Source organism: Niameybacter massiliensis (assembly GCF_001282685.1).
GTDB classification, from domain to species: domain Bacteria; phylum Bacillota; class Clostridia; order Lachnospirales; family Cellulosilyticaceae; genus Holtiella; species Holtiella tumoricola.
Window position 1 is genome coordinate 617,109 of record NZ_LN875035.1, and the last position, 24,696, is coordinate 641,804.

Annotated in this window: 28 protein-coding genes; all 28 read right to left on the bottom strand. The window is 34.4% G+C overall.

The window, feature by feature from the left end:
• Positions 1-56 precede the first annotated feature (56 nt).
• The 28 genes from BN2390_RS08630 to rimM all read right to left on the bottom strand — a co-directional run bounded on the left by BN2390_RS08630 (position 57) and on the right by rimM (position 24,582).
• Entirely contained in the window at positions 57-1,289 is a 1,233-nt protein-coding gene (locus BN2390_RS08630) for a competence/damage-inducible protein A (protein WP_053983950.1), read from the bottom strand.
• 188 nt (positions 1,290-1,477) lie between these two features.
• Complete coding sequence (locus BN2390_RS08635; protein ID WP_198524889.1) at positions 1,478-2,800, bottom strand: uracil-xanthine permease family protein; 1,323 nt, start codon at positions 2,798-2,800, stop codon at positions 1,478-1,480.
• A 25-nt stretch (positions 2,801-2,825) separates the two neighbouring features.
• Positions 2,826-3,356, bottom strand: coding sequence for a bifunctional pyr operon transcriptional regulator/uracil phosphoribosyltransferase PyrR (gene pyrR / locus BN2390_RS08640; protein WP_053983951.1), 531 nt, complete (start codon positions 3,354-3,356; stop codon positions 2,826-2,828).
• A 192-nt stretch (positions 3,357-3,548) separates the two neighbouring features.
• Positions 3,549-4,460: an RluA family pseudouridine synthase gene (locus tag BN2390_RS08645; RefSeq protein ID WP_053983952.1), complete on the bottom strand. Its 912-nt coding sequence runs from the start codon at positions 4,458-4,460 to the stop codon at positions 3,549-3,551.
• Between the two features lie 5 nt (positions 4,461-4,465).
• Positions 4,466-4,960, bottom strand: a complete 495-nt coding sequence (lspA, locus tag BN2390_RS08650; protein WP_053983953.1) for a signal peptidase II — start codon at positions 4,958-4,960, stop codon at positions 4,466-4,468.
• A 39-nt stretch (positions 4,961-4,999) separates the two neighbouring features.
• Positions 5,000-6,082 carry a 3-dehydroquinate synthase gene (gene aroB / locus BN2390_RS08655; protein WP_053983954.1) on the bottom strand — a complete coding sequence of 361 codons (1,083 nt, stop codon included), beginning with the start codon at positions 6,080-6,082 and terminating at the stop codon, positions 5,000-5,002.
• A 2-nt stretch (positions 6,083-6,084) separates the two neighbouring features.
• Positions 6,085-6,660, bottom strand: coding sequence for a DivIVA domain-containing protein (locus BN2390_RS08660; protein WP_053983955.1), 576 nt, complete (start codon positions 6,658-6,660; stop codon positions 6,085-6,087).
• Positions 6,661-6,675: 15 nt separating this feature from the next.
• The gene (locus BN2390_RS08665; RefSeq protein WP_053983956.1) at positions 6,676-7,446 is read right to left on the bottom strand and encodes a YlmH family RNA-binding protein; all 771 of its coding nucleotides are present in this window, start codon (positions 7,444-7,446) and stop codon (positions 6,676-6,678) included.
• Positions 7,447-7,471: 25 nt separating this feature from the next.
• A complete protein-coding gene (locus BN2390_RS08670; RefSeq protein ID WP_053983957.1) occupies positions 7,472-7,948 on the bottom strand; it encodes a cell division protein SepF in 477 nt (158 codons plus the stop codon).
• Between the two features lie 31 nt (positions 7,949-7,979).
• Positions 7,980-8,669: a YggS family pyridoxal phosphate-dependent enzyme gene (locus BN2390_RS08675; RefSeq protein ID WP_053983958.1), complete on the bottom strand. Its 690-nt coding sequence runs from the start codon at positions 8,667-8,669 to the stop codon at positions 7,980-7,982.
• Between the two features lie 12 nt (positions 8,670-8,681).
• Complete coding sequence (locus BN2390_RS08680) at positions 8,682-10,715, bottom strand: biotin/lipoyl attachment domain-containing protein (protein WP_198524890.1); 2,034 nt, start codon at positions 10,713-10,715, stop codon at positions 8,682-8,684.
• Between the two features lie 48 nt (positions 10,716-10,763).
• Complete coding sequence (gene spoIVA, locus BN2390_RS08685) at positions 10,764-12,242, bottom strand: stage IV sporulation protein A (RefSeq protein WP_053983960.1); 1,479 nt, start codon at positions 12,240-12,242, stop codon at positions 10,764-10,766.
• A 75-nt stretch (positions 12,243-12,317) separates the two neighbouring features.
• The gene (locus BN2390_RS08690) at positions 12,318-13,313 is read right to left on the bottom strand and encodes an NAD(P)H-dependent glycerol-3-phosphate dehydrogenase (protein WP_053983961.1); all 996 of its coding nucleotides are present in this window, start codon (positions 13,311-13,313) and stop codon (positions 12,318-12,320) included.
• Between the two features lie 12 nt (positions 13,314-13,325).
• Complete coding sequence (gene plsY / locus BN2390_RS08695) at positions 13,326-13,931, bottom strand: glycerol-3-phosphate 1-O-acyltransferase PlsY (protein WP_053983962.1); 606 nt, start codon at positions 13,929-13,931, stop codon at positions 13,326-13,328.
• A gap of 2 nt (positions 13,932-13,933) precedes the next feature.
• Positions 13,934-15,262, bottom strand: a complete 1,329-nt coding sequence (gene der, locus BN2390_RS08700) for a ribosome biogenesis GTPase Der (protein WP_053983963.1) — start codon at positions 15,260-15,262, stop codon at positions 13,934-13,936.
• Positions 15,259-16,596 (bottom strand): DUF512 domain-containing protein, encoded by a 1,338-nt coding sequence (locus tag BN2390_RS08705; RefSeq protein ID WP_198524891.1) that lies wholly within the window; start codon positions 16,594-16,596, stop codon positions 15,259-15,261. The genes der and BN2390_RS08705 overlap by 4 nt, the downstream gene beginning before the upstream one ends.
• Before the next feature lie 12 nt (positions 16,597-16,608).
• Positions 16,609-17,433, bottom strand: coding sequence for a peptidoglycan editing factor PgeF (gene pgeF / locus BN2390_RS08710; protein WP_198524892.1), 825 nt, complete (start codon positions 17,431-17,433; stop codon positions 16,609-16,611).
• Positions 17,434-17,446: 13 nt separating this feature from the next.
• Positions 17,447-17,809 carry a YraN family protein gene (locus tag BN2390_RS08715; RefSeq protein ID WP_053983965.1) on the bottom strand — a complete coding sequence of 121 codons (363 nt, stop codon included), beginning with the start codon at positions 17,807-17,809 and terminating at the stop codon, positions 17,447-17,449.
• Complete coding sequence (locus BN2390_RS08720) at positions 17,778-18,059, bottom strand: EscU/YscU/HrcU family type III secretion system export apparatus switch protein (protein WP_053983966.1); 282 nt, start codon at positions 18,057-18,059, stop codon at positions 17,778-17,780. The genes BN2390_RS08715 and BN2390_RS08720 overlap by 32 nt, the downstream gene beginning before the upstream one ends.
• Before the next feature lie 9 nt (positions 18,060-18,068).
• Entirely contained in the window at positions 18,069-19,520 is a 1,452-nt protein-coding gene (fliK, locus tag BN2390_RS08725; RefSeq protein ID WP_053983967.1) for a flagellar hook-length control protein FliK, read from the bottom strand.
• A complete protein-coding gene (locus BN2390_RS08730; RefSeq protein ID WP_053983968.1) occupies positions 19,520-20,296 on the bottom strand; it encodes a ribonuclease HII in 777 nt (258 codons plus the stop codon). Before BN2390_RS08730 ends, fliK begins: the two co-directional genes overlap by 1 nt.
• Positions 20,296-20,823, bottom strand: coding sequence for a signal peptidase I (lepB, locus tag BN2390_RS08735; RefSeq protein ID WP_053983969.1), 528 nt, complete (start codon positions 20,821-20,823; stop codon positions 20,296-20,298). The genes BN2390_RS08730 and lepB (BN2390_RS08735) overlap by 1 nt, the downstream gene beginning before the upstream one ends.
• 32 nt (positions 20,824-20,855) lie before the next feature.
• Complete coding sequence (lepB, locus tag BN2390_RS08740) at positions 20,856-21,353, bottom strand: signal peptidase I (protein WP_242847714.1); 498 nt, start codon at positions 21,351-21,353, stop codon at positions 20,856-20,858.
• Between the two features lie 35 nt (positions 21,354-21,388).
• A complete protein-coding gene (ylqF, locus tag BN2390_RS08745) occupies positions 21,389-22,255 on the bottom strand; it encodes a ribosome biogenesis GTPase YlqF (RefSeq protein ID WP_053983971.1) in 867 nt (288 codons plus the stop codon).
• Positions 22,256-22,286: 31 nt separating this feature from the next.
• Complete coding sequence (gene lepB / locus BN2390_RS08750; RefSeq protein WP_053983972.1) at positions 22,287-22,823, bottom strand: signal peptidase I; 537 nt, start codon at positions 22,821-22,823, stop codon at positions 22,287-22,289.
• Positions 22,824-22,893: 70 nt separating this feature from the next.
• Positions 22,894-23,238 (bottom strand): 50S ribosomal protein L19, encoded by a 345-nt coding sequence (gene rplS, locus BN2390_RS08755; RefSeq protein WP_053983973.1) that lies wholly within the window; start codon positions 23,236-23,238, stop codon positions 22,894-22,896.
• Between the two features lie 91 nt (positions 23,239-23,329).
• Entirely contained in the window at positions 23,330-24,076 is a 747-nt protein-coding gene (gene trmD, locus BN2390_RS08760) for a tRNA (guanosine(37)-N1)-methyltransferase TrmD (protein WP_053983974.1), read from the bottom strand.
• Positions 24,077-24,078: 2 nt separating this feature from the next.
• A complete protein-coding gene (gene rimM / locus BN2390_RS08765) occupies positions 24,079-24,582 on the bottom strand; it encodes a ribosome maturation factor RimM (RefSeq protein WP_053983975.1) in 504 nt (167 codons plus the stop codon).
• Positions 24,583-24,696: the final 114 nt, after the last annotated feature.

The following is a 24,696-nucleotide window of genomic DNA, read 5'->3' on the forward strand; positions in this document are numbered from 1 at the left end:
ATATCGAACATTTGTTCTTTACATCATTATACCTAAGTTCCATTCAAATAGCAAGTCTAATTATGAAGTTTTTCTAGCAACCTTTGTAAAATATGTTTGACTGCTTTATTTCTTATTTCCTGTCTATCCCCTTCCAATCTAAGCTCATAGGTTAGGGTTTCATCTGGTAATGCAATCCCTATATATACAAGCCCTACAGGCTTCTCCATAGTACCACCATCTGGCCCTGCAATCCCCGTTGTAGATAGTCCAATATCTACTTGAGCTGCCTTTCTAACACCTTCTGCCATTTCCCTAGCTGTCTCATGGCTTACTGCACCATACTGACTAAGTGTCTCCTTTTTTACACCTAAATATTTCATCTTAGCTTCATTACTATAAGTCACTACGCCTTCTTTGAAGTAGCTAGAGATTCCACTACAGTTGACTAATGTGCCAGCTAAAAGCCCTCCTGTACAAGATTCCGCCGTAGATAAAGTTAAATGCTTGTCTTTAATTATCTTCAAAATAATTTCTTCAATTTCTTCATCATTATAACCAACTATATGAGATTTTAAACGGGACTCTATTTTATTTTTCATTTCTTCTACTGCTTCATAAGCTTCTTGATAGGTCTTTTTATAGGCTCTTATACGTAATATGATTTCTAACTTACCTACATAAGGTGCCACAACTAAGTCTTCAAATTCGCCTAATAGATCACTTATTTGTTCGGCTAGATGACTTTCACCAATTCCAAAGCATTTAATATCCAAAGTATAGTATACCCCATCCATCTTTTGTTCTAAATACGGGTACACTTCATTATTAAACATAGGCATAAGCTCTTTAGGAGGACCTGGTAAGAGCACAACTATTTTCCCTTCTGACTCCATTAGACACCCTGGGGCCGTTCCACAATCATTGTTTAATATATAAGCATCTTTAGGGAAGTAAGCTTGTTTACGGTTATTCTCTGGTGTTGTACGCTCTGTTCTTGCAAAATACTCAGTGATATCTTTATAAATCTCTTCATAAAATACGAGTGGCTTCCTTAAGTATTCACATACGACCTCTTTTGTTAAGTCATCTTTTGTAGGCCCTAAACCACCTATTATAAAAATAGCATCTGTGCGCTTCAATGCAGTTTCTAAAGCACGTTCAATATCTTCCTTTGAATCTCCTACCGCTGTATGATAACTTGTCAAAATGCCATAGTCTTGAAGTTTACTTGCAATAAAGCTGGCATTTGTATTTACAGTGTGTCCTGTAATCACTTCATTCCCTACTGCCAAAATCTCAGCTTTCATATTGATCATCCCTTTCTTTATGTGCTGAAAATTTTATTCATCCCTATTACTTTCATCATAAAACGCTATACTTCTATATTTCTCTTCCCTTTTGTCTTAATATTTAAATATATTTATCATATAAAAAAGGTAGGAAGTCCATCTTCCTACCTAGTATAACACTATTTTTACTTTAGTATAACATTCTCCTATAAATCTTGTGGTAAAAGCTTATTAAGAACAACACCTAATAAAGCTGCTACTGCAAGACCAGAAATTGTAATAGTACCCCAAACTGGAACATCTGATACACCAATTCCTACTACAAAGATTACAGCTGCAATAAGCAAGTTACGGCTATGTTTAAAATCTAATTGCTCTTCAACTACAGTGCGTACACCTACTGCTGCAATCATTCCGAAGAGTACAATACTAATACCACCCATAACAGCACCTGGAATAGTTTGTACAATTGCTGTAAACTTACCACATAAACTAAGTACTATTGCAAAACATGCTGCAATACGAATAATTTTTGGATCGTATACTTTTGTTACTGCAAGTACACCTGTATTTTCTCCATATGTTGTATTAGCAGGACCACCAAGTAGTGCTGCTACGATTGTCGCTAAACCATCACCTAAAAGTGTACGATGTACACCTGGATTTTCAAAGAAGTCTTTACCTACTACAGCACCATTTGTTGTGATATCACCAATATGCTCAATAAATACAACTAATGCAATCGGTGCAATAGCTAAAATCCCTGCAAGCGCATCTGCATTAAAAGCAGGTAAAGTTGTTAAATCACTCATGGCTGCTTCTGATAAGCCAATCCAACTTGCATCCATAATAGGTTGAGTATCTACCATTCCCATCGCTAAACATACTACATAACCTAATACAACAGCTATGAGGATTGGAATCATTTTAAAGAAACCACGTGCCCAAATTGAAATAGCAATAACGACTGCCACTACAAGAAGTGCTACCAATACTTTATTGAAGTCTAAAGGTAATGTAATAGGCATACTACGAATAACCTCTATTGGTAAGTCTGCAGGTATTCCTGCTGGTAAATTTGCTAAGAGATTTGCATCTGTTCCATCTACACGAAGCATATTAATCGCTGTAGGGCTTAATCTTAAACCAATAACCATAATCATCGGACCTACTACAATTGGAGGGAAGAAAGATTTAACCTTTTCTACGCCTACTAATTTAATCACACCTGCCATCATGATATAAACTAATCCTGTTGCAATAATTCCTGTTTTTACAACGCCAATACCGTATTGAGAAAGTATTAAACTAATTGCACTGATAAATGCAAAGCTTGATCCTAAAAATACAGGTACAATACCTTTTGTTACTGAGTGAAACACAAGTGTTCCAATACCAGCTGCTAATATTGCAAGCCCTGGATTTAATCCTGTCAACATAGGTACAAGAACTGTCGCACCAAACATTGCAAGGACATGTTGTAAACCTAATACTAACTTCTTCCCTGTCGTAATATTTTCCATCTCCATTTTTACCCCTCCATTAAATAAAATATTATTTTGTTTCTAGTAAAACGTAATTCTCCCCATCTATTTCTTGTAAACGTACATGTACAATTTCTTTTTTAGATGTAGGAATATTTTTACCTATAAAATCTGGTCTTATTGGAAGTTCACGATGACCACGGTCAATAAGCGTAGCAAGTTTAATATAACTTGGTCTTCCAAGATCCATAACTGCGTCCATAGCTGCACGTACTGTACGCCCTGTGTAAATAACATCATCCACTAAGATGACTGTTTTATCGTTAATATCATGTACATTACTTTCACCTGTTACAGGTTGTGCATATTTTTTTTCTAAATCATCTCTGTAAAAGGCAATATTAATTTTTTCTACTGGTACATCTACCTCTTCAATTTGTTTAATCTTTTCTGCCAATCTGTATGCAAGTGGTACACCTCTTGTTTCAATTCCAACAAGAATAATATCTTTTGCACCTTTATTGGCTTCAATAATTTCATGTGCAATACGTGTTAACGCACGATTCATTGCTGTTTCATCTAACAAAATTTTATGAACCATCTTCTTCCTCCTCATTTTTCATATTGGGCATAAAAAAAGGTTTCTTATGGAATCGTCCATAAGAAACCTTGTAGATATACATGACCAAAATAACGTAACACTACGCTATTTTAATAAACTTATAAAAACCGATCAGTACATCCTTGTTAGCCTCCCGGACTACTCTTAAAGGACTTCATCTTTAACAGGCTATCACATCTTTCTAAGTTTGTCAAGGGTTGTACTAAATAGTTCTGGTAACTCACTTGTAAATTCTACATATTCTCCTGTAGTCGGATGTTCAAATCCTAATACCTTAGCATGTAGCATTTGTCCCTCAATTCCCCACATCATTTTACTAGGCCCATAAACAGGGTCTCCTAAAAGGGGATGCCCTATACTGGTCATATGGACACGTATTTGATGCGTTCTCCCTGTATAGAGGGTTAACTCTACATAAGCAAACTGTTTAAACTGTTCAATTACACGATAGTGAGTTTTAGCATAACGCCCATCTTGTACAATAGCCATCTTCTTTCGATCTTTAGGAGACCTTCCTATTGGCTTTTCTATGGTGCCTTCTGTCTCCTTGAAGTTACCATAGACAATCGCATGATAACGTCTTGTAATATGATGGTCTTTTAATAAATTAGAAAGCATTAGATGCGCTTTATCATTTTTAGCAATCATTAATATACCCGATGTATCTTTATCTATACGGTGAACAATTCCTGGTCGAATCTCACCATTTATACCTGAAAGCCCATCCTTACAATGATATAGCAAAGCATTTACCAATGTTCCTGTATAGTTTCCTGGTGCAGGATGTACAACCATATCTTGAGGTTTATTAACAATAATAATGTCATCATCCTCATAAACAATATCTATTGGGATATTCTCTGCTACAATATCCACTTCTACTGGCTCTGGAATTATAACAAGTAGCTCATCACCTTGCTTCACCTTATATCTTGCGGGTTGTACTTTCCCATTGACAGTAACACGACCTTCTTCTATTTGTTTTTGTAAAAAAGATCTTGTATAGTCCGCTAACTGCTCATCTAAATATTTATCAAGTCTAAGCCCTGCTTCTTCTACGTTTAAAATGATTTCTTCATTCATGATGTCTAATCCTCGTTGTTTACTTTTTTCGTATCCTCAAGTTCAAGTTCTCCAAATAAAAGAATTGGGAAGAGTAAGATTACGCCACCTACAACACACATATCTGCCACATTAAAGACAGGGAAATCAATTAATGAGAAATAAATCATATCACGTACATAATGAATAAATACACGATCAATTAAATTCCCAATGGCTCCACTTACAACTAAAACAAGTGCGATTTTCATCCATACTCCTGACTTATTTTCCGGTATAGAACGCCAATACCATAAAATAACGCCTAATACAGCTGCTGTAATCAGCACAAAGAGCCATACTTTCCCTTGCATCATACCAAAGGCCGCACCTCTATTTTCAACATAAGTCAGTTCTAATACACCTGGCCATAAAACAATATTTTCAGCACCGGTATTTTGGAAGTGGTTTACCGTCCAGATTTTTGTTATTTGGTCTAATAAAACTAACAATGCAATACTAATAGGTGTAATAAATTTCATTCGAGTTCTTCCTTTCTCTTCCTCATAAGAAAAACGTGCTTACTGGCACGTTTCTTGGATATATATAAGTGATTGTTGCATTTCATCTTCTGTAACATCTTTAACAATTTCAACTGCACCTATGTCATTTATTAAAATAAATGCTACTTTCCCATAAGCTTTCTTCTTATCAAAGAGCACATGATGAAGGACTTCTTTTATGTCAAATGGCATGACAGGTTGAAGAAGATGATAGCTTTTACATAGGTTTGTAACGTTTTCTAATGTCTCTTGAGTACATAAACCACGTTTATAACTTATAAAACTTGCTGCTACTATACCGTAAGCAACACATTCTCCATGTAAAATGGTAAAGTCAGACACAGTCTCTAAAGCATGTCCTAACGTATGTCCAAAGTTGAGAATTTTCCTTAGTCCAAGTTCTTTTGTATCTTCTTCCACTACACTACATTTTACAAGACAAGAATAATAGGTCATTTCTTCTAAAGCCACTAAGTCTTGTTCCAATATTTTATCCTTTTTATCGTTAAGATAATCATATAAAGCTTTATTTTTGATAAGAGCATGCTTTAAAACTTCAGCTAAACCTGAAATCATCTCTCTTTCAGGCAAAGTTCTTAAAGTAGATAAATTAGTATAAACAAGTACTGGCTGATAAAATGCACCAACCATGTTTTTATGTTTTAAATAATCAACGCCTACTTTGCCTCCTATGCTACTATCATTTTGCGCAACGATTGTTGTAGGAATCTGTACAAACGGAATACCTCTCATATAGCTTGAAGCTACAAATCCACTCATGTCCCCTACAACACCACCACCTAATGCTACAATAAGACTACTTCTATCCATTTCACATTCAATAAGCTTATCATAAATCTTGGTTATTGTTCCAAGGTGCTTAGATTGTTCGCCTGCTTCAAATTGATGTGAAAAGACAGGTGCAATTGTTTCGAGTTGCTTACATACTTCCTCTAAATATAATGGTCCAACATGTGTGTCTGTAATCACCATAATGCTACTTGGTTTTACAACTTCACAAATGGATTCTTTAAGTTTGTTAAAATCAGTTGTTACAATGATGTGATACGGCCTTGTCGCCGTCTTTTGTAATTGCTTCATACTTAAGCCTCATCACTTAAAAGGGTAAATTCTTTTGTGAAGAAAGTATCATCATCTTCACTTGTCGCTGCAGCTTCTTCATCTGCTGTTCTTTCATATTTTATAGGTGAACTGATCTCATCTGTCATCATTGTAATATTTTGTTGCTCTAAAATTTCAAGTTGTGCTTGAAGCATTTGTTTGATTTGAACTTTCATAGCTAAAAATTGTTTTTTAAGTTCTTCTCGCTTATTACTTAAAGCATAAATATCTTGTTTTGCTTGTTCAAGGGTACTCTCAGCTTTTTGTTCTGCTTCTTTTTTAATTTGATCAGCTTTTTCGTAAGCTAAAGTTTTTGTATCTTGTGCAGTTTTTTCTGCTAGAACTAAAGCATTTTGGATTGTAGCTTCCATTGTACGATAATATTGTATATTTTCATTAAGCATATTTAACTTATCTTTAAGTTCATAGTTTTCCTTTGTAAGCTGTTGATAGCCTTCTAATACCTCATCTAAAAACTCGTTAACTTCTGCTATATTATAGCCACCCATTTTAGCTTTTTTAAATTCTTTATTTTGAATATCAACTGGTGATAACATATTTACGGATTCCCCCTATATAAATTTTTCTATGGTAAGATGCATACGTTCTTTTTTGGTATAACCATTTATAGCAGATAATCGCATTTTCCCATATCCTCTTAACGTTCCTGTATCGCCTACTTTCATAAGCTGGCTCCCTCGAACACTCATACCGTTTACTTTTCCACGTTCTTGTTCAAGCAATTTTACTACTTCACTACGTGATACACCAAAAGCTAATGCAAAAATTGCATCGACTCTTAATGATGGTACTGTTCCTGTAACAGCTTTTGTCTTAGGGGATTCAATTTGCATTTCTTCGAAAGTTATTTCTTCTACTGTAATTTTTTGATATCTTCCTATTCCTGTTAGGTATGTACCAATAAAATCACTCATTTCTTCTTGCACAATGACATAAGCCCCAAAATCTGTTGGGATAATATCACCTATTGTTTCTCTTTTAATCCCTAACCCCAATAAAGCCCCTAAAAAGTCACGATGACTTAATGGTTTACCAATACCTGTTTTGACAGTAATTTTTAATGCGCGTATTGGGCATTCCATATAAGTTTCCTCATAACCAAAGGCAAGTACTTGTCGTTCTGCGTATTCATAGCCCCCTAAAAAAGTATACGATTCTAGCTGCGTCAGAAGATGGTAGCGATTTAACACTTCTTCCATCCAGTCACGATTATAAAAAGGGGTAGACAGCATACGATACTGCCTACTTGCCTTTTCATTGTATTCGATTACCATCTTTAAGAAATGTTTTTCATCTTGATCCGCTATATTCATCCAATTCATTTTAGTAATCCTTTAGTCTAATGGCTTATGCTGTTGGCCACATGTTTTTTTGCTTAATTACTTCTGGCGTAATATTAACGCTTTCAGGTGCAAAAATATAAATTTGATCTGTAATGCATTCTACTGTACCATTTAGTGCAAAGCATGCACCCGTTAAATAGTCTACTGCTCTTTGTACTTCCCCTGGTGTAAGATTTTTCATATTTACAATGATTGGTTTTCTATTTTTAATATAAGTTGCTACTTCACCTGTCATTTCATAAGCAGACATTGTAAAATTTAATATTTCCATTTTCTCTTTAGTTGATGCCTGTGTTGGTGCAGGCGTCACAGGTGCTAGTCTTGGTTGCATCTGTGGCATGTTTAAAGTTGATGCTGGTCTTGGTCTTGGTTGAATAGGTTCTTGTTGCATAGGTTGTGTTTCTTCGAATTCATCTTCTTCATCTTCAAAGTCTTCATTAGAGAAGAGAATGTCCTTCATTCTAGTCATTATTGCTTTCATCGCATACGCCTCCTAATTTGATGAATATTTTTTATCTATTGTAATCGCGTGTACCGAAGAGAGCGGTACCAATACGGACATGGGTAGCCCCTTCTTCGATAGCGATTTCATAATCATTACTCATACCCATCGATAATATACTTGTACTTATATTATCAATGTTTTGTTTTTGGATGTCAACTGATAAGTTATAAAGCAGTCTAAAGATTGACCTATTTTCCTCTGGGTTCTGGGTATAAGGTGCTACCGTCATAAATCCTTTAAGTCTTACATGTGACATTTTAGAAATTTCGTGAACAAGTTCTAATACTTCATCCATATAAATACCGTGCTTAGATTCTTCTTTCGCTACATTTACTTCTAATAAGATAGACGTCAATACATCCTTTTTCAATGATTCTTTTTGAATCTCCTTGGCTAATCTTAAACTATCTACAGAGTGAATAAGAGATACATGCCCAACCACGTATTTTACTTTATTACGTTGCAAATGCCCTATAAGGTGCCATTCAATGGGATTTTGTATGTTTTTTATCTTACTCATTAACTCTTGAACTTTATTTTCTCCAAAGTCTTTACAGCCTAATGCATAAGCTTGCTCAATGGCTTCTACTGGATATGTCTTTGAAACTGCAATCAGTGTTACATCTTCTGGTTTTCTACCACTTTTAATAGCACTTTGCGCCATACGGCTTTCTATATTTTCTAATGCTTGTTTCATCTCATCACCTATCTATTCATTTTGAACATTCATATACTTAAGAAGCTGATCTTCTTTTATGTTTTTTGGATTAGAAATAATTTGATCAAATTCTTTAAGTTTATTTTCTTTTCCACTACTTAAAATAGCATACTCTTCATTTACCATTTGAATAGCAATACGTTTAAACTGAGCAAACTGTCCATTAACGGTGTATACCCCTTGTACTGTTTCAAGCTCAGAAACGGTATATTGGCTTCCTCCTTCAGGATGAGCTATAACTGTTCCTAATCCTACACCTTGTAATTGTTCAATTTGTTGCATAATATAAACATTTTTCTCATCATCATATTGAATACGCATAGGTGTAAATACGCTTGTTTGCCCTTGTACTTTTAAAATACCCTTTTCAGAGCCTTGTTCTACAACATACTCTTTTGGAATAGATAAAATATTTTTTTCAACAATTGCTTTAATCGGTATTTTTACCCCTTCTGCTCTATTTTGTCCAATACTAAACGAAACTTGTCTATTATTTAAGAAGTCGACTAAGTATTCATTTGCACTAAATACCAGTTTTGTCTTTTCACCTTCTTCTTTACTTTCTAATTTAAAACGTACATGATCACGTTTAGTATTGTCAAAATAAAGTTCATAATATTTACCTTGTTCTAGACTTAATGCATCTTCGCTATCAATATAAGTGACTACTTTCCATTTATCACTACGAATAATCTTATAAAGTGGTGTATTTGCTTCTGTTTGTAACGGTGCTATGGTAACTTCAGATTGTTTGACACTGTTTTGGAGTGTTTTATAGTTTTCAAGAGTCATATTTTCTAATACTTCTTCAGTTAAATTTGCTTCATAGCCGTCTAGACCATAAGATACAATACCTGCTTCAGGTGCTTTAAGGGCTGATTGATTATTTTTTAGGCTTTCTAATACCTCTGTACGAGCGCCCTTAATCCCTTCCGTTGTTTTTGATTCATCTTGAACGTAAAGTGCTGTACGCTCTTCAATAGTTTTATCTAAAGACTGACGTAGTGTATAGACACTTTTAGGATTTTCCCAATACTTGCTATCCACAAAATTAGCCATTTCAGCTTTTAGTGTGTCATTGACTTGCTTCACATCAGGTTGATAATACGAAAGTTCACTTCTTTTATCTTGTTTGCTATAAAGTGTATCGTCAATTGCATAAAGCTGTTTTTTTAATGCATCAATTTCGGAGCTTTTTGCAACTAAACAAATACTACCGTCTTTTGCAACCTTTTCACTTTCTCCTACTATGTAATGAATATCACCTGTCTTAGTACTTTCATAAACTGCTTCATCTCTAAAAATAATCCCACTATAAAGATTTGAATTATCTATTACCCCACGTTGTACTGTTTGATACGAAACGGATGGATAAACAAAAAAGTCAATTGCACGTACAACGCCATAACTCATAAACATGACAAGTACCATAATCATTGCCATTTTCTTAACCATACGTTTTTTACGTCTCTTAGTATTTTGTTGGGCTTCTTTACGTGTTATCTTATTTTTACTACGTAACTCTGCCTTACGTTGTTCAGGTGTCTTCGTCTCTACCCCTTGATATGTATATTGCTCCCCATACTCTCTTTCATAAGGATTATTAACCCCTCTCTCACTATAGGATGAAGGATACCCATATGAAGTATTACTACTTTTTGTATTTTGTCTTGGTGTATAGCGATCCTCATAAGGGTTTGTATAACCTCTTTGAGGTGCCCTTGATTCCGTTGTCCTTTTACTCTTATTAGTACTAGACTGATTGGCTTTGGTATTATATTGCTTACGATAAGGATTAGAAGGGGTAGAATAATCTTGTGTATCACTTCCATAAGGATTATAGTAATTACGCTTCTTACTGCGATAATCATCTAAATTATAAGCTCCCGTACTATTGGAATAGCCATTAGCGGAAGACTTTTTTGTTTTTTTGTTTTCATTTTTTCCTTTTGTTTTTTTCATCTGCTCACTTCCAATATTTTCTTTAATAGTATCATATAATGGATTGTTTAATCTTGCAAGCATCGGAAGATACAAATAAAAAAAAGGCACAATGTGCCTTTAAAAGTCGTCTTATAAAAGAATGCAAATAAGACCGCCATTCCCCTCATTAATAATTTTTTGAAGGGTATCTTGAAGTTTAGTTTGTGCATCCTCTGGCATACGATAAAGTTTGTTTTGTAAACCTTCATTAACAAGTTCATGAAGTGTCTTACCAAAAATGTTAGAATCCCAAATTTTTGTTGGATCTGTTTCAAATTCACTCATCATGTAATTGATAAGATCCTCACTTTGTTTCTCCGTACCCACTGTTGGAGAAACTTCTGTTTGGATATTGGCTTTAATAATGTGGTAACTTGGTGCACTTGCTTTAAGTTTCACACCAAAACTATTACCTTGTTTCACAATTTCAGGTTGTTCTAATGTAAGTTCATCAAATACAGGTGCTACAACACCATAACCTTTTTGTTTAACTTCATTAAGTGCATAAGCAACTTTATCATATTCACGTTTTGTATCTGCTAAATCTTTAATAAGCGTCATAAGTTCATGATCACCATTAATTTCCATACCTGTTGTTTCAGAAAGTACACGATAAAATAAATCATCTGTTGTGTTGACATCAATTTTAACAACGCCTTCACCTAAACGAATCTTTTCCAAATAAACATTTTTAATAAAATCTAGATCTTTAAATTGCTCTAGGCTCTGCTTAATTTGACGAATATTTTCTAATGGATAAATTACTTCTTTAATATAATCTACCCATTGCTTTTTGAGCCAATGTTCATTTTCTAAAGTTTCAATCCATTTAGGAAGCATGAATTGAACCTCATTCAGTGGGAACTCATAAAGTACTTTTTCAAGTAAATTATTAATATCCTCTACTTTCATTTGAGCAACATCGATAGGAAGAACTGGCACATCATATTCTCTAGATAGGTTAGCCGTTTCTTCTAATACTTCTGGTGCATAAGGTCTCTTTGTATTATAGATCACAATAAAAGGCTTTCCTATCTTTTTAAGTTCATTAATCGCACGTTCTTCAGCCTCTATGTAATTATTTCTTGGAATTTGTGTAAAGCTACCATCTGTAGTTACAACAACACCTATTGTTGAATGGTTATTAATAACTTTCTTGGTTCCAATTTCTGCTGCTTGCATAAATGGGATTTCTTCTTCGAACCAAGGTGTTTTAACCATACGTGGCACGTTATTATACATATGTCCTTCTGCTTCTGGAATCATATAGCCTACACAATCGATAAGGCGTACATTTACATCAAAGTCGCCACCAATTTTAATATTCACAGCTTCATTAGGAATAAATTTAGGCTCTGTCGTTGTAATGACCTTACCGTCTCCACTTTGTGGCAATTCATCTTGTGCACGCCCTTTGCTATGTTCATTTTCAATGTTAGGAATAACAAGTGCTTCCATAAAACGCTTAATGAATGTAGATTTACCTGTACGTACTGGACCTACTACGCCCAAATAAATGTCTCCATTGGTTCTTTCTGAAATATCTCTGTAGATATCATAATACTCCATTAAAAAACGCCTCCTCTATTTAAAATGTATGGGTACATTTAAATATATGTGAGAAGGCGTAAGATATACCACTCTTTAATCAAAACTCTCCATTTTTTTATCACGGCACATAAGTTTTGTTACAACTTCATCTACAGGAGCATTTTCAAAAAGTCCTTCATAGATTGCTGTAATGATTGGCATTTCAATATTATGTTTTTTCATAAGTGCATAAGCACCTTTAGTTGTAGGAACTCCTTCTACAACCATATTTACTTTCTTGATTGCTTCATCTAGAGTATAACCTTGTCCAATAAGTTCACCACATCTACGATTACGGCTATGGCCACTCATACAAGTTACAATAAGATCACCTATTCCTGTTAGACCACCGAAAGTATTAGGATTTCCTCCCATTGCTACGCCTAGTCTAGCGATTTCTGCAATACCTCTTGTAATAAGTGCGGCCTTTGAATTATCACCATAGCCTAATCCTTCTGCAACACCAGATGCAAGTGCTATAACATTTTTAAGTGCTCCACCTAATTCAACACCTATAATATCTGGGTTTGTATAGACTCTAAAATATTCTGTTATGAATAAGTCTTGAATATACTCTGCACTCACCATACATTCGCTACTAGCAACAACAGCTGTTGGCATATGTCTAGCTACTTCTTCTGCATGGCTTGGTCCTGATAAAACAACAACTTTGTTTGGTACAACAGATTCGATAACTTGGGAAAGGGTATAAAGTGTTTCAAATTCAATCCCCTTAGAAACATTGACAATAACAGTCTCCTTCTCTAAATAAGGCATAATTGCTTCTGAAGTTGTACGTATAGCCTTTGAAGGTACAGCCATTACTACAACATCTTTACCCTCTACACATTCTTCATAATCTGTAGAAAAATGAATTTCTAATGGTATTTTAATACCTGGTAAACAACGTTTATTCTCTCTATAAGTGAGCAAGTCATCTTTTTCTTTTTGGTCATAGCACCATACTGTTACATCATGCCCTTTTTCATTAAGCAATAAACTAAGTGCTAATCCCCAACTTCCTGCTCCAAGTACACCTATCTTTTGCATCCCTATGCCTCCTTATTTCTTGCTGCCAAGCTTTGATTCTGTCCCATTGAGTAATCTTGCGATATTCTCCTTATGTCTATAGGCTGTAATACCTGCAATCACTACACCTAAGGATACAATCTCTACAATATTAGGAGACCCTTTGTAGAATACGTAAAGTAAAATAGGAATAAAACCTGTTAAAAGGAGTGAACTACTTGAGACAATACGTGTAGTCCATGCACTTATAACAAAGATCAGACTTACAATAAGTGCTATTCTGATATCAATAAAATAAATGGTTCCTACTGTTACAGCAATCCCTTTTCCTCCTTTAAATTTAAAGAAGAGTGGGTAGCTATGCCCAATGATTGCACCAATACCCGCATAAAGTCCTGCGAGTAATGATGTATCTGGAAATAGTAATTTTGCAATCATAACAGCAGCTGCTGCCTTTAGTACATCGCCTATAAATACAATTAATGCCGCTTTTTTACCTAGTACACGTAAAGTATTTGTTGCCCCCGCATTTCCACTTCCGTGTTCACGAATTTCAATTCCTTGTAATCTTCCATACAAAATAGCTGTTTGTATGCCCCCAAGCAAATACCCGAGACCAAGTGCAATCAATCGGTACATGATTATTCATCCTTCTTTCCTTTTTCTCTTACGATAAAGTGAATTGGTGTACCTTTAAAGCCAAAGGCTTCACGCATTTGATTTTCGATGTATCTTAAATAAGAGAAATGCATCAATTCTTTATCGTTTACAAAGAGTACAAATGTTGGTGGTTTTACACTTACTTGTGTCATGTAGAGAATCTTAAGTGCTTTACCTTTGTCATGTGGTGGTTGGTTCATTGCTGTTGCTTCATATAATACATCATTAAGTAATCCTGTGCTAATACGAAGTGTTTGATTTTGAGCGATTGTATGAATCATATCAAATAGCTTACCAATACGTTGTCCTGTCATAGCTGAAATAAACATACATGGTGCATATTGCATATAAGCTAAAGTATTTGTAATATCTTTTAAATAAGCATTCATTGTTTTATCGTTTTTCTCAATTGAATCCCATTTGTTTACAACGATAATACAACCTTTTCCTGCTTCATGAGCGATCCCTGCAATTTTTGTATCTTGTTCTGTAATACCTTCATTTGCATCAATCATAATAAGAACAATATCCGCACGCTCTACAGCAGCTACTGTACGTATAATACTGTATTTTTCGATCGCTTCTGTTACTTTTTTACGTTTTCTAAGCCCTGCTGTATCAATTAATACATATTTTTGATCATCAATTGTTACTTCTGTATCTACAGAATCACGTGTTGTTCCTGCAATCTCACTTACAATAACACGTTCTTCTCCACAAATTTTGTTTACAAGTGAAGATTTACCTACGTTTGGTTTACCAATGATAGCAACTTTAATTGCATCATCTTCTTCTTCATCGTCAGTTGGTTGTGGGAAGTATTCTACAATCGCATCTAACATATCTCCTAAGTTAAGAGGTTGTCCAGCTGAAATTGGAATAGGATCACCAAGTCCTAAGTTATAGAACTCATAAATCCCCATTGTTTGTGTTTGCATATCATCTACTTTATTAACTACAAGTACAACAGGTTTATGTGATTTTCTAAGCATATTCGCAACATGCATATCTGAATCTGTAAGGCCTGTTTTATTATCTACTAAGAATACAATAACGTCTGCGGAAGCAATCGCTGCTTCTGCTTGTCTACGCATTTGAGATAAAATAATATCGTTACTCTCTGGCTCAATACCACCTGTATCGATCATTGTAAATTTGTAATTAAGCCATTCTACATCTGCATAAATTCTATCACGTGTTACTCCTGGTGTATCATCAACGATAGAAATTCTAGCTTTCGCAAGTCTATTAAATAAGGTAGACTTTCCTACATTTGGTCTCCCTATAATTGCAACAATTGGTTTACTCATTTTATTTCTCCTTTTGCATGTAAAATCTTATCTAGCCATTCTTGTCCCTCATTCGGCATCACGAGAACCGGAACTCCTAGTTCACTCTTCAGTTGATCTACAGTATAGTCATCTAAAAAGACCTCTTCACCACATTTTAACATATTCTCAGCAATTAGCAAAACTTTCCCTAAGTTTTGTTTAGATTTTAGTGTCTTTACAATGTCTTGTCCTGTCAAAAGTCCTGTTACAGTTACATATTCACCAAAATATTCATTGATAATAGGATAAACATGTATTTTAATATGTGGGAATTTTTCTTCTAGTTTTGCAACACAATTTTTCATAAATACTTCTGTAATACATCCTGTTGCTATTGAACATTCAAATGCTTCTCCATTATCTGTCGCCTCTTTAAGTGCTTCTTCTAATTCATACTCAAATTTTGTCAGCATTCCAACACCATTATCTAAAACAGGGAATCCTTCATATTCATCATAACTTGGCTTTGGCATTTTTCCTGTAATATAGAATTCATCTGCTGCAAAGACAAAGCGTGTACCCATCTTCTCTAAATAATATTTTTGCCATTTTTCTATAACTTCTACAACTTCTCTTGCTGATTCCTCATTAAATGATTCTAAATAAGGCAGGTTTTCTCTAAATTTTGAAACTCCTACTGGAACAACAGTTAATGATAGTATATCTGGTATAAACGTACTTAAGTCTTGTATTGTTTGGTCAAGAACCTTACCATCATTTAAACCTGGACATAATACAATTTGTCCATTAATTTGTATACCATGATCAACTAAAGTACCCAGTTGCTCCATAATTTTACCTGCAAAGCGGTTATGAAGTAATGTTTGCCTTACCTCTGGGTCTGTAGCATGAATGGATACATTAAGTGGTGAAAGTCGGTATTTGATCATACGTTCTTGGTCATACTCAGATATATTAGTAAGTGTAATGTAGTTACCATTTAAAAAAGACATACGCCAGTCGTCATCTTTAAAGTACACTGTTTGACGCATATTAGGGGGAAGTTGGTCAATGAAACAGAACTTACACTTATTACGACATTTTAGTAACTCATCCATAAGTTCTGTTTCAAAAACCAGACCTAAATCATCTCCATAGTCTTTTTCAATTTCGAAATCCCAAACTTCTCCATTTGCTTTCTCAACTTTAACTTCTATCTCCTCATCACTTAGTAAAAAGCGATAATCAAAGACATCTTGAATACGTTCCCCATTAATAGATAATAGTTTATCACCTTTTTCAAGTTCTAACTCTTTGGCAATGCTGTCTTCAAGTACGTCAACTATAAGGTGTGATTTATAAGTATTTTTCAATTTATTCAACTCCTATTTTAAGTACATAAAAGCACCTAACGTTCCTCTTTTACCTTGGGTTTTTCGATGTGAGAAAAACGTATCACTCTGACAACACGTACACATCTCAGCCTTAGCAATCTGATTTGGTTTTATACCTATTGTTTCTAAACTATAAGCATTACATGCCCACAAATCTATATTATATTTATCATTTTTAGTATTTTTAACAATAAAAGGTTGCTCACCAAATCGTTCTAAAAAGACGTCAGCTACATCTGTATGGACCTCAAAACAACAAGGTCCTATAGATGGTCCAATACCAACTTCAATGTCTTCTAGAGGAATATTGTGTTCTTGGTGCCATATGTCTATCATTTTTTTACCAATTTCATTAACAGTGCCACGCCAGCCTGCGTGGGCCATTCCAATCATACCATACTTTCTTGCATAAAAAAATAGTGGAACGCAATCTGCATAGTGTGTAACCAGCGTAAGCCCTTTCTCTTTTGTATAAATACCATCTAAACTTTCCCATTTATTAGGTGTTATAATACCATTACCTGCATCATTACTTGTAACTTCTGCTATTTGTGTTTCATGCACTTGTCTACTAAGTACCATCTGCTCTATACTTGTTCCAAGTAATGTACCTACACGTCGATAGTTCTCTACTACATTTTCTCTATCATCCCCACGGTTAAATCCTAAATTTAGGCTTTCACATTCTCCTTTGCTTACACCACCTAACTTTGTTGTAAAGCAATGTCCCATATTTGAATCATTCTCCCAACATTCAAATATAACATGAGGTATGATCCCTTCTTCTTTATAAATTGCACCACGTTTTTGTTCCATCATGATTTCCTCCCTAAAATGCCGCCTTTAAATGTGTAAGTTGGTCACCTAATATCTCAATCACATCAAATCGACATGCTACTTCTTTTTTATAATGTGCCATGAGATAGTACTTGGCCACATTAATAATTCTCTTCTTCTTATAATAGTTGACACTCTCCCTAGGTAGACCACATTTTGCTGAATAGCGATATTTAATTTCTACAAAAACAATATAGTCATTGTCTTTAGCAATAAGATCTATTTCTCCTAGGCGGCAACGATAATTCATCTGAAGAATTGTATAACCTAATGATTCTAAGTATATTTTTGCTTTTTGTTCATAATAACTGCCAACTTGCCTATTATTCTTTTGACACTTTACCGTAGAGTTCATCCATATCACTCACAAACACAAGTATTTGAGCCATAATATCATAAAGTTCTTCAGGTATTTGGGCTCCAATCTTAATTTCTGTTAAAAGTGTAGCCAGTTTATCATCTTTATAAACGGGTATATTTTGTTTCTTTGCTTCTTCAATAATGTTCTCAGCTACATATCCTTTTCCCTCAGCTACTACAATGGGTGCACTGGCTTTTTCTGGATCATAACTAATGGCTGCTGCGCGTTTAATTTTATCTTCCATATAGCCCCCTTAAATATGATAATCAAAACCTGTAGGTAGAGGTAAATCCTTTTCTTCACTCTGTAGAGCTATAACTTCTCTATCTTCCTTTTTAGCAAAACTTATATGTTCTACTTGATAACCTAATTTTCCTAAAGGCTCTAATAATCTATAACCTTCTGCCTCAATTAACTTTTTCGCTGCTTCTAGTTCTGTATAAAAATCTAATCTTAAGCTTTTATCTATCTGATGGATATGGACTTCTATTTCCTTCAAAGTTGGCATCTCTAAAGCGATAACCGTATATAAACTTTTATCTTGCTTTTGCTTATTTTTATAAGGTTTGTAAAAATACACTTTTCCTTTTGCCTCTCCTAATTCACTCATAAAGGGGAATGTATAGTATTGTCCCTCTTCCTTCAATTTATGATGAATAAGAAGTTGCTCCTCTAATTCATTTAGCATTTTTTCTAGACCTTGGCTATTTCCACTTAATTGCTTCATTTCTTTGACAAGTACTTTAACTATTTCCTCTTCTTTAAAAAGTACTGTATCCTTTAAACCTTTTGCTTGTTTACTTGCCTGCCTCAGCGTATTGGAATCTAAAGTAAAACATGCTTTTACACACTTTTTTAAACTTTCATCTAAAGGCATTTCATCTAACTGTTTCACTAAGGTCTCTATAAGCTTTGAGGTAGATACTTTATCTAATTGAGTATGACCTTCCTCTTTTAGAATCCCAGTCTCTGACATAAGGTTTTGGAAAACTGCTTTAAATACTGTTTCTGGTAAAGTTTGCTGAATACCCTTCAAAAAGCTTTGTAATGCTTCTGTTTTATTCGCCATAGGCTTATTCTCTTCTATGGTGCGAGAATACGCTTCAAGTGTTTGGTCTAATACTTCTTTCAAAACATCTTCCTTATAATTCCCCATTTGCTTTAATGTCTCATGACCAATAGGTATATTGGAAGGGGCATATGTATTTCCTTGGTGATATTTTAGTATGTTTAAAAAAGCTTGTCCTGGTAACTCTGTTACTTGTTGCAGTCTATAAGTTTGAAGAATAGGTTCTTTTTGAAGGGGTAATTCAGCATCTGTAAATGCTTTAATAAGTTGCTTTATTCCCTCTTCCCTAGGTAGATCTAATGTGTCCATAGCTTGCTCTATAAGCGTATTTTGTGACATTGTAGACTCACTTAAGGCTAACAAAAGTTTTGTTCCCTCATATCCCTTTACTTCAAACTTTAAGAGCTGACCAAGTAAATGCTCATCTATTAAATTGGTTGCAAATAGTTGACCTGTTACAAGTTCTCTAAGAAAAAATTTATTCTCAACTTTAACAAGATTTCCTTCTAATAAGTTGCCCACATTTAAAGCTAATTGACTTTTAGATGTAAGTAATGCTGCCTTAGCTTGTTCAGTTAAGGCAGCATAAGAATTGGCTGAATGAATTTTTGTATGAATAAATGTTTGATTGATCACTAGAATCCCTCATTTTTTAAGAATGTTTTACGATGAAGAGGGGTAATACCATGTGCTCTTATTCCATTATAATGGGCATTACTTCCATATCCTTTATTACTTTCCCAATCATAATGAGGATAATCTTTGGCATACGCTTTCATCATACGGTCTCTTGTTACTTTAGCTACAATACTTGCAGCTGCAATTGCAGCACTTTTATTATCACCTTTTACAACTGCATGTTGCGTACAGCCTACACCTTTTATTACTTTATCACCATCAACTAAAATAACTTCAGGTTTTATAGCTAGTTCCTCTATTGCAATACGCATAGCCTTAAATGTAGCCTGTAAAATATTTATTTCATCTATTTCAGGTGCATCCACTATGCCTATTCCTACATGCAGTGCTGTGTGCATAATTTCATCATAAAGTGCTTCTCTTTTTTCTTCGGCTATTTTCTTAGAATCTTTAACCCCTAAAAGCTCACATTCATCTGGTAATACAACTGCACAAGCTACAACAGGTCCTGCCAGCGGTCCTCGTCCTACTTCATCAATACCTATAAGCAGCTTATGTTCTCCACGAAATGCTTGGTCAAAATAGAGTTTATCCGCCCATTCTTCTTTAAGCTTTTCAAGGGTTTCTAATTGCTTTTTATATTTTTGACATAGTTTTATTACACTTTGACGTGTATCTACCTCATATACTTTAATAAGCGAAAGAAGCGCCTCAGAAGAAGCGCTCTTTAATTCAAGTTCTATTGCTTTGACTGTTTTTTTAATCTCATTCATTATTCTAATACTCCTATTGTATCAAAAGGATATATTCTAAATCCGCCTATAGCGATAACTTTATCACTCTTTATAGCTCCAAATACACGACTATCTGCACTTTCTTCTCTGTTATCACCCATCATCCAGTAACTTCCTTCTGGCACTGTATAAGGAAACTCTATATCGCTCCAAGAAAATGGATTTGTTGTATGCTCATATCTTATATAAGCTGATTCATCAATTGCTTCACCATTTACATACACATCTCCATCAATAAGGTCAACTGTATCGCCGCCTGTTGCAATAAGACGTTTAACAAGTCTTTCTCCATCTTGATAGAAAATGACAATCTCACCTATTCTAGGTTCTCTTCCATAAGCAGTAAAAGGGCTTACAATAAGATGATCTTTTTCCATAATCGTTGGTACCATAGAACTTGTTGGTACCTCTGTGTGCATAGCAACAAAACGAATGACTAAAAGTGCTGCTAAAAGTGCTACTAGTAAATCTTTACTAAAGTCTAATATATTTCTTAACTTGTACATGACTAAGCCCTCTTTCTTTTCATTTTATCTATCTACTTTAAAACGCCTATAGCTTGAAATGGAAAAATCTTCAAGGCTCCAATAGCAATAATAGCATTTTTTGATATTGATCCAAAAATACGGCTATCTGCACTACCTTCTCGATTATCCCCCATCATAAAATAGCAGCCCTCAGGAACTATATATGGAAATTCTATGTCACTTCCTGCATATTCTCTTGTTCCGTTATATGTATGGATATAGGCTGTTTCATCTATTTCTTCATTATTAATATAGACCTTTCCATCTTTTAAGTCAACGACATCATTAGGTTCACCAATAACACGTTTAATAAGATGTTCTCCGCCATACTCAAAGACTACAATTTCACCTCTTTTAGGTGTCCTGTAATAATTAGGCATAAGATTAACGATAAGATGATCTCCAGGCTCAATAGTTGGAATCATCGAACCTGAAGGAATTCTAGTATGCATCATTAGAAATTGTGAGATTAGAAGGGCACACAATATCGCTAAAAAGGGCTCCTTCATAAACTCTAATAAATTTTTGATTTTTTTCAACAGTCTCAATCCTCTCTTATGAGGTCTGATGGAGATTCTACAGTAATTCTTCCTAATTTGCCACTTCTAAACTCATCTAAAACGACAAGTGCTGTCCTTGTTTCATCTATATCACCACCAGGCACAATAAATCCACGCTTTTTACCTATCATAAGTAGTATATCATAAGCACTTGTTTCTGGTAAAATTTCAATTTTATAACGTGTTTCTAATTTATCTTTAAAACGTTTTGATCCAAGTTCTAAAAATCCCATAGCTAACTCACGACTATCTAAAATTTCATCTTTAATTGAACCTAAATAAGCAAGTTTTTTCGCTACTTCTTGATCTTCAAACTTTGGCCATAAAATACCTGGCATATCTAAAAGTTCAAATCCTTTTTTAATTTTAACCCATTGCTTACCGCGGGTTACCCCTGGTTTATCACCTGTTTTAGTAGAACCTTTCCCCACTAATGAATTAATAAATGTAGATTTCCCTACATTAGGAATGCCTACGATCATTGCACGAATAGGTCTATAAATACGTCCTCTTGCTTTATCACGTTCGATCTTTTCTTTAAGCATGTCCTCTGCAGCTTGTGTAACTTCTTTAATCCCTTTACCTGAAGTCGCTACAATTTCAATAACACGTACATTTGCACTACTATACCACTTGCTCCATTCTTTTACCACACTTGGATCAGAAAGGTCACTTTTATTTAAAACAATAAGTCGCATTTTACCTTTTGTTAATTTATCAATATCAGGATTTTTAGTACTATATGGCGCACGTGCATCAAGTAATTCAATGACAATATCAACAAGCTTAACATTCTCCTCTATGAGACGTCTTGTTTTCGTCATATGACCTGGATACCATTGTATTTGCATAATATTCACCTTTATTTCTATTAAATTCTATTTATTTTAAAAATGGATTTTTCCAAAAAGGCCATATTCTTAGACTAATACGTCCTACAATATTCTTCTTTGGTACACATCCAATATAATTAAATCGACTATCAATACTACTATTATAATTATCCCCTAATACAAAGTAAGTGCCTTCTGCAACTGTAAAAGGATACTTAATATCACCTCTATGCATCATAGCATCTTCATCAGAGTTATTGATAGGGGTTCCATTGATATAAAGCTGGCCGTCTTTGTAATCAATGATATCTCCTGGCAAACCTACAATACGTTTCACAACTGGTGTCTTGACATTATTGGTGTAAAATCCTATAATATCTCCTTTTTTAGGTATACTCATTTTATAGGCTAGCTTATTAATAATGACCATATTATTATTGTCTAAAAGTGGCGCCATGGAAGTGCCTTGCACTTTTAAATTTTGTACTAAAAAAGCATTAACCACTAAAACAACAATAATAGCTATAATCAAATCTTTAAAGAAACCTAAGAGCTGATCTTTCTTTTTACCTCTTGGATCTTTCATATAAAATTCTCTCATTTCTATACACAAAAAGGGACTATAAAAGTCCCTTTTTATTTTATTAATTGTTTTCTTACTTGATTAATTCTTTAACTTTAGCATTTTTACCAACGCGGTCACGTAAGTAGTTAAGTTTAGCACGTCTTACTTTACCACGACGAATAACTTCGATTTTTTCAAGAAGTGGTGAATGAACTGGCCATGTTTTTTCAACACCAACACCGTAAGAAATTCTTCTTACTGTGAAGTTTTCACGAGCTCCACCATTTTGTCTTTTTAATACGATCCCTTCGAACATTTGTACACGTTCTCTTTGACCTTCTTTGATACGAGCGTAAACACGTACTGTGTCCCCTACGTTGAATGGTGTTACTTCTCTGATTTGTTCATTTTCAATTGCTCTGATAATTTCGTTCATGTGTATTCTCCTTTAATCTGAGACGTTCATTACCCATACATTTTGGCAGAGGACCGTCCGTAATAACTCTAGGCAATTATAGCATGTCCGCCTAGGATTTGCAACGTTTTTTTGCATATTCATTAATAAAACATTTTTCTTTTTCTGTTAATTTTGCTCTTTTTAGTAGATCTGGTCTTTTATTAAAAGTGTTAATAAGTGACATTTCTCGCCTATAAGCTGCAATCTTTTGATGATTCCCTGATAAAAGAACATCTGGAACAGCTTCATCACGATAGACTGCTGGTCTTGTGTAGTGAGGATACTCTAATAAACCATCTGAAAAACTTTCATCCTGGAAGGATTCAGCTTTCCCTAAAACACCTGGCACCAATCTACTAATACTATCTGCTACCACAAGCGCTGCTAATTCACCACCTGTAAGTACATAATCTCCAATTGAGACTTCCTCCGTCACTATTGCATCTAAAGCACGCTGATCAATCCCCTCATAGTGGCCACATAATAAAACAATGTGTTCTTCGCTACTTAACGCTTCTGCCATTTGTTGCTTCCAAGGCTTTCCTTGTGGAGACATATAAAGTACATGTTGTGGTGCTACAGAAGAATGCTCCACAATATGGTCGTAGCATCTGCATACAGGATCAGCCATCATAAGCATCCCTGCACCACCACCATAAGGATAGTCATCTACCTGTAGATGTTTATTATTTGCAAAATCTCTAATATTTATTGCTTCTATTTCGATTAAACCATTTTGTCTTGCTCGCCCTAATATACTACAATTCACTGCATTCTCAATCATCTCTGGAAACAGTGTCATAATGGTAATCTTCATGATTAATCTTCCAGCCCTTCTAAAAGGTGTACAAGCATTTCACCTTTTTCTAGATCAATTTTTAAAATACATTGTTTAATCGCTGGAATAAGAATTTCTTTCTCTGTATTACGTACTACATACACATCATTACTACCTGTTACAAGAATATCAACTAACTTTCCAAGGTCACGCCCTTCTTCTGTTACTACTTTTAGGCCGTATAAATCACATTGGTAATATTCATCTTGTCCTAACGGAAGTGCATCTTTACGATTAATTTTAAGTGTACTATTTTTAAGAAGTTCAGCATCATCCATATTATCAATTCCTTTAAATTTTAAAAGAACGAAATTTTTATGATAACGTACAGTTTCAATTTCTTTTATTGATTCTGTACGATTTTGTATAACGATTTCTTTTAGTTTTCCAAAACGTTTAATATCATCTGTAGAAGGTAGTACACGTACTTCTCCTTTTACACCATGTGTATTTACGATTCTTCCAATTGTAAGCATTTGTTCCATTGTCTTATTTCCTTTCTTAATATCTTAAATACTCACTATAAAGGCTCTATGCAAGGCTTTTTAGTCAATTTCTAAGCATTTATGTATCTTTTATTATCATTGTTCATTATAAAG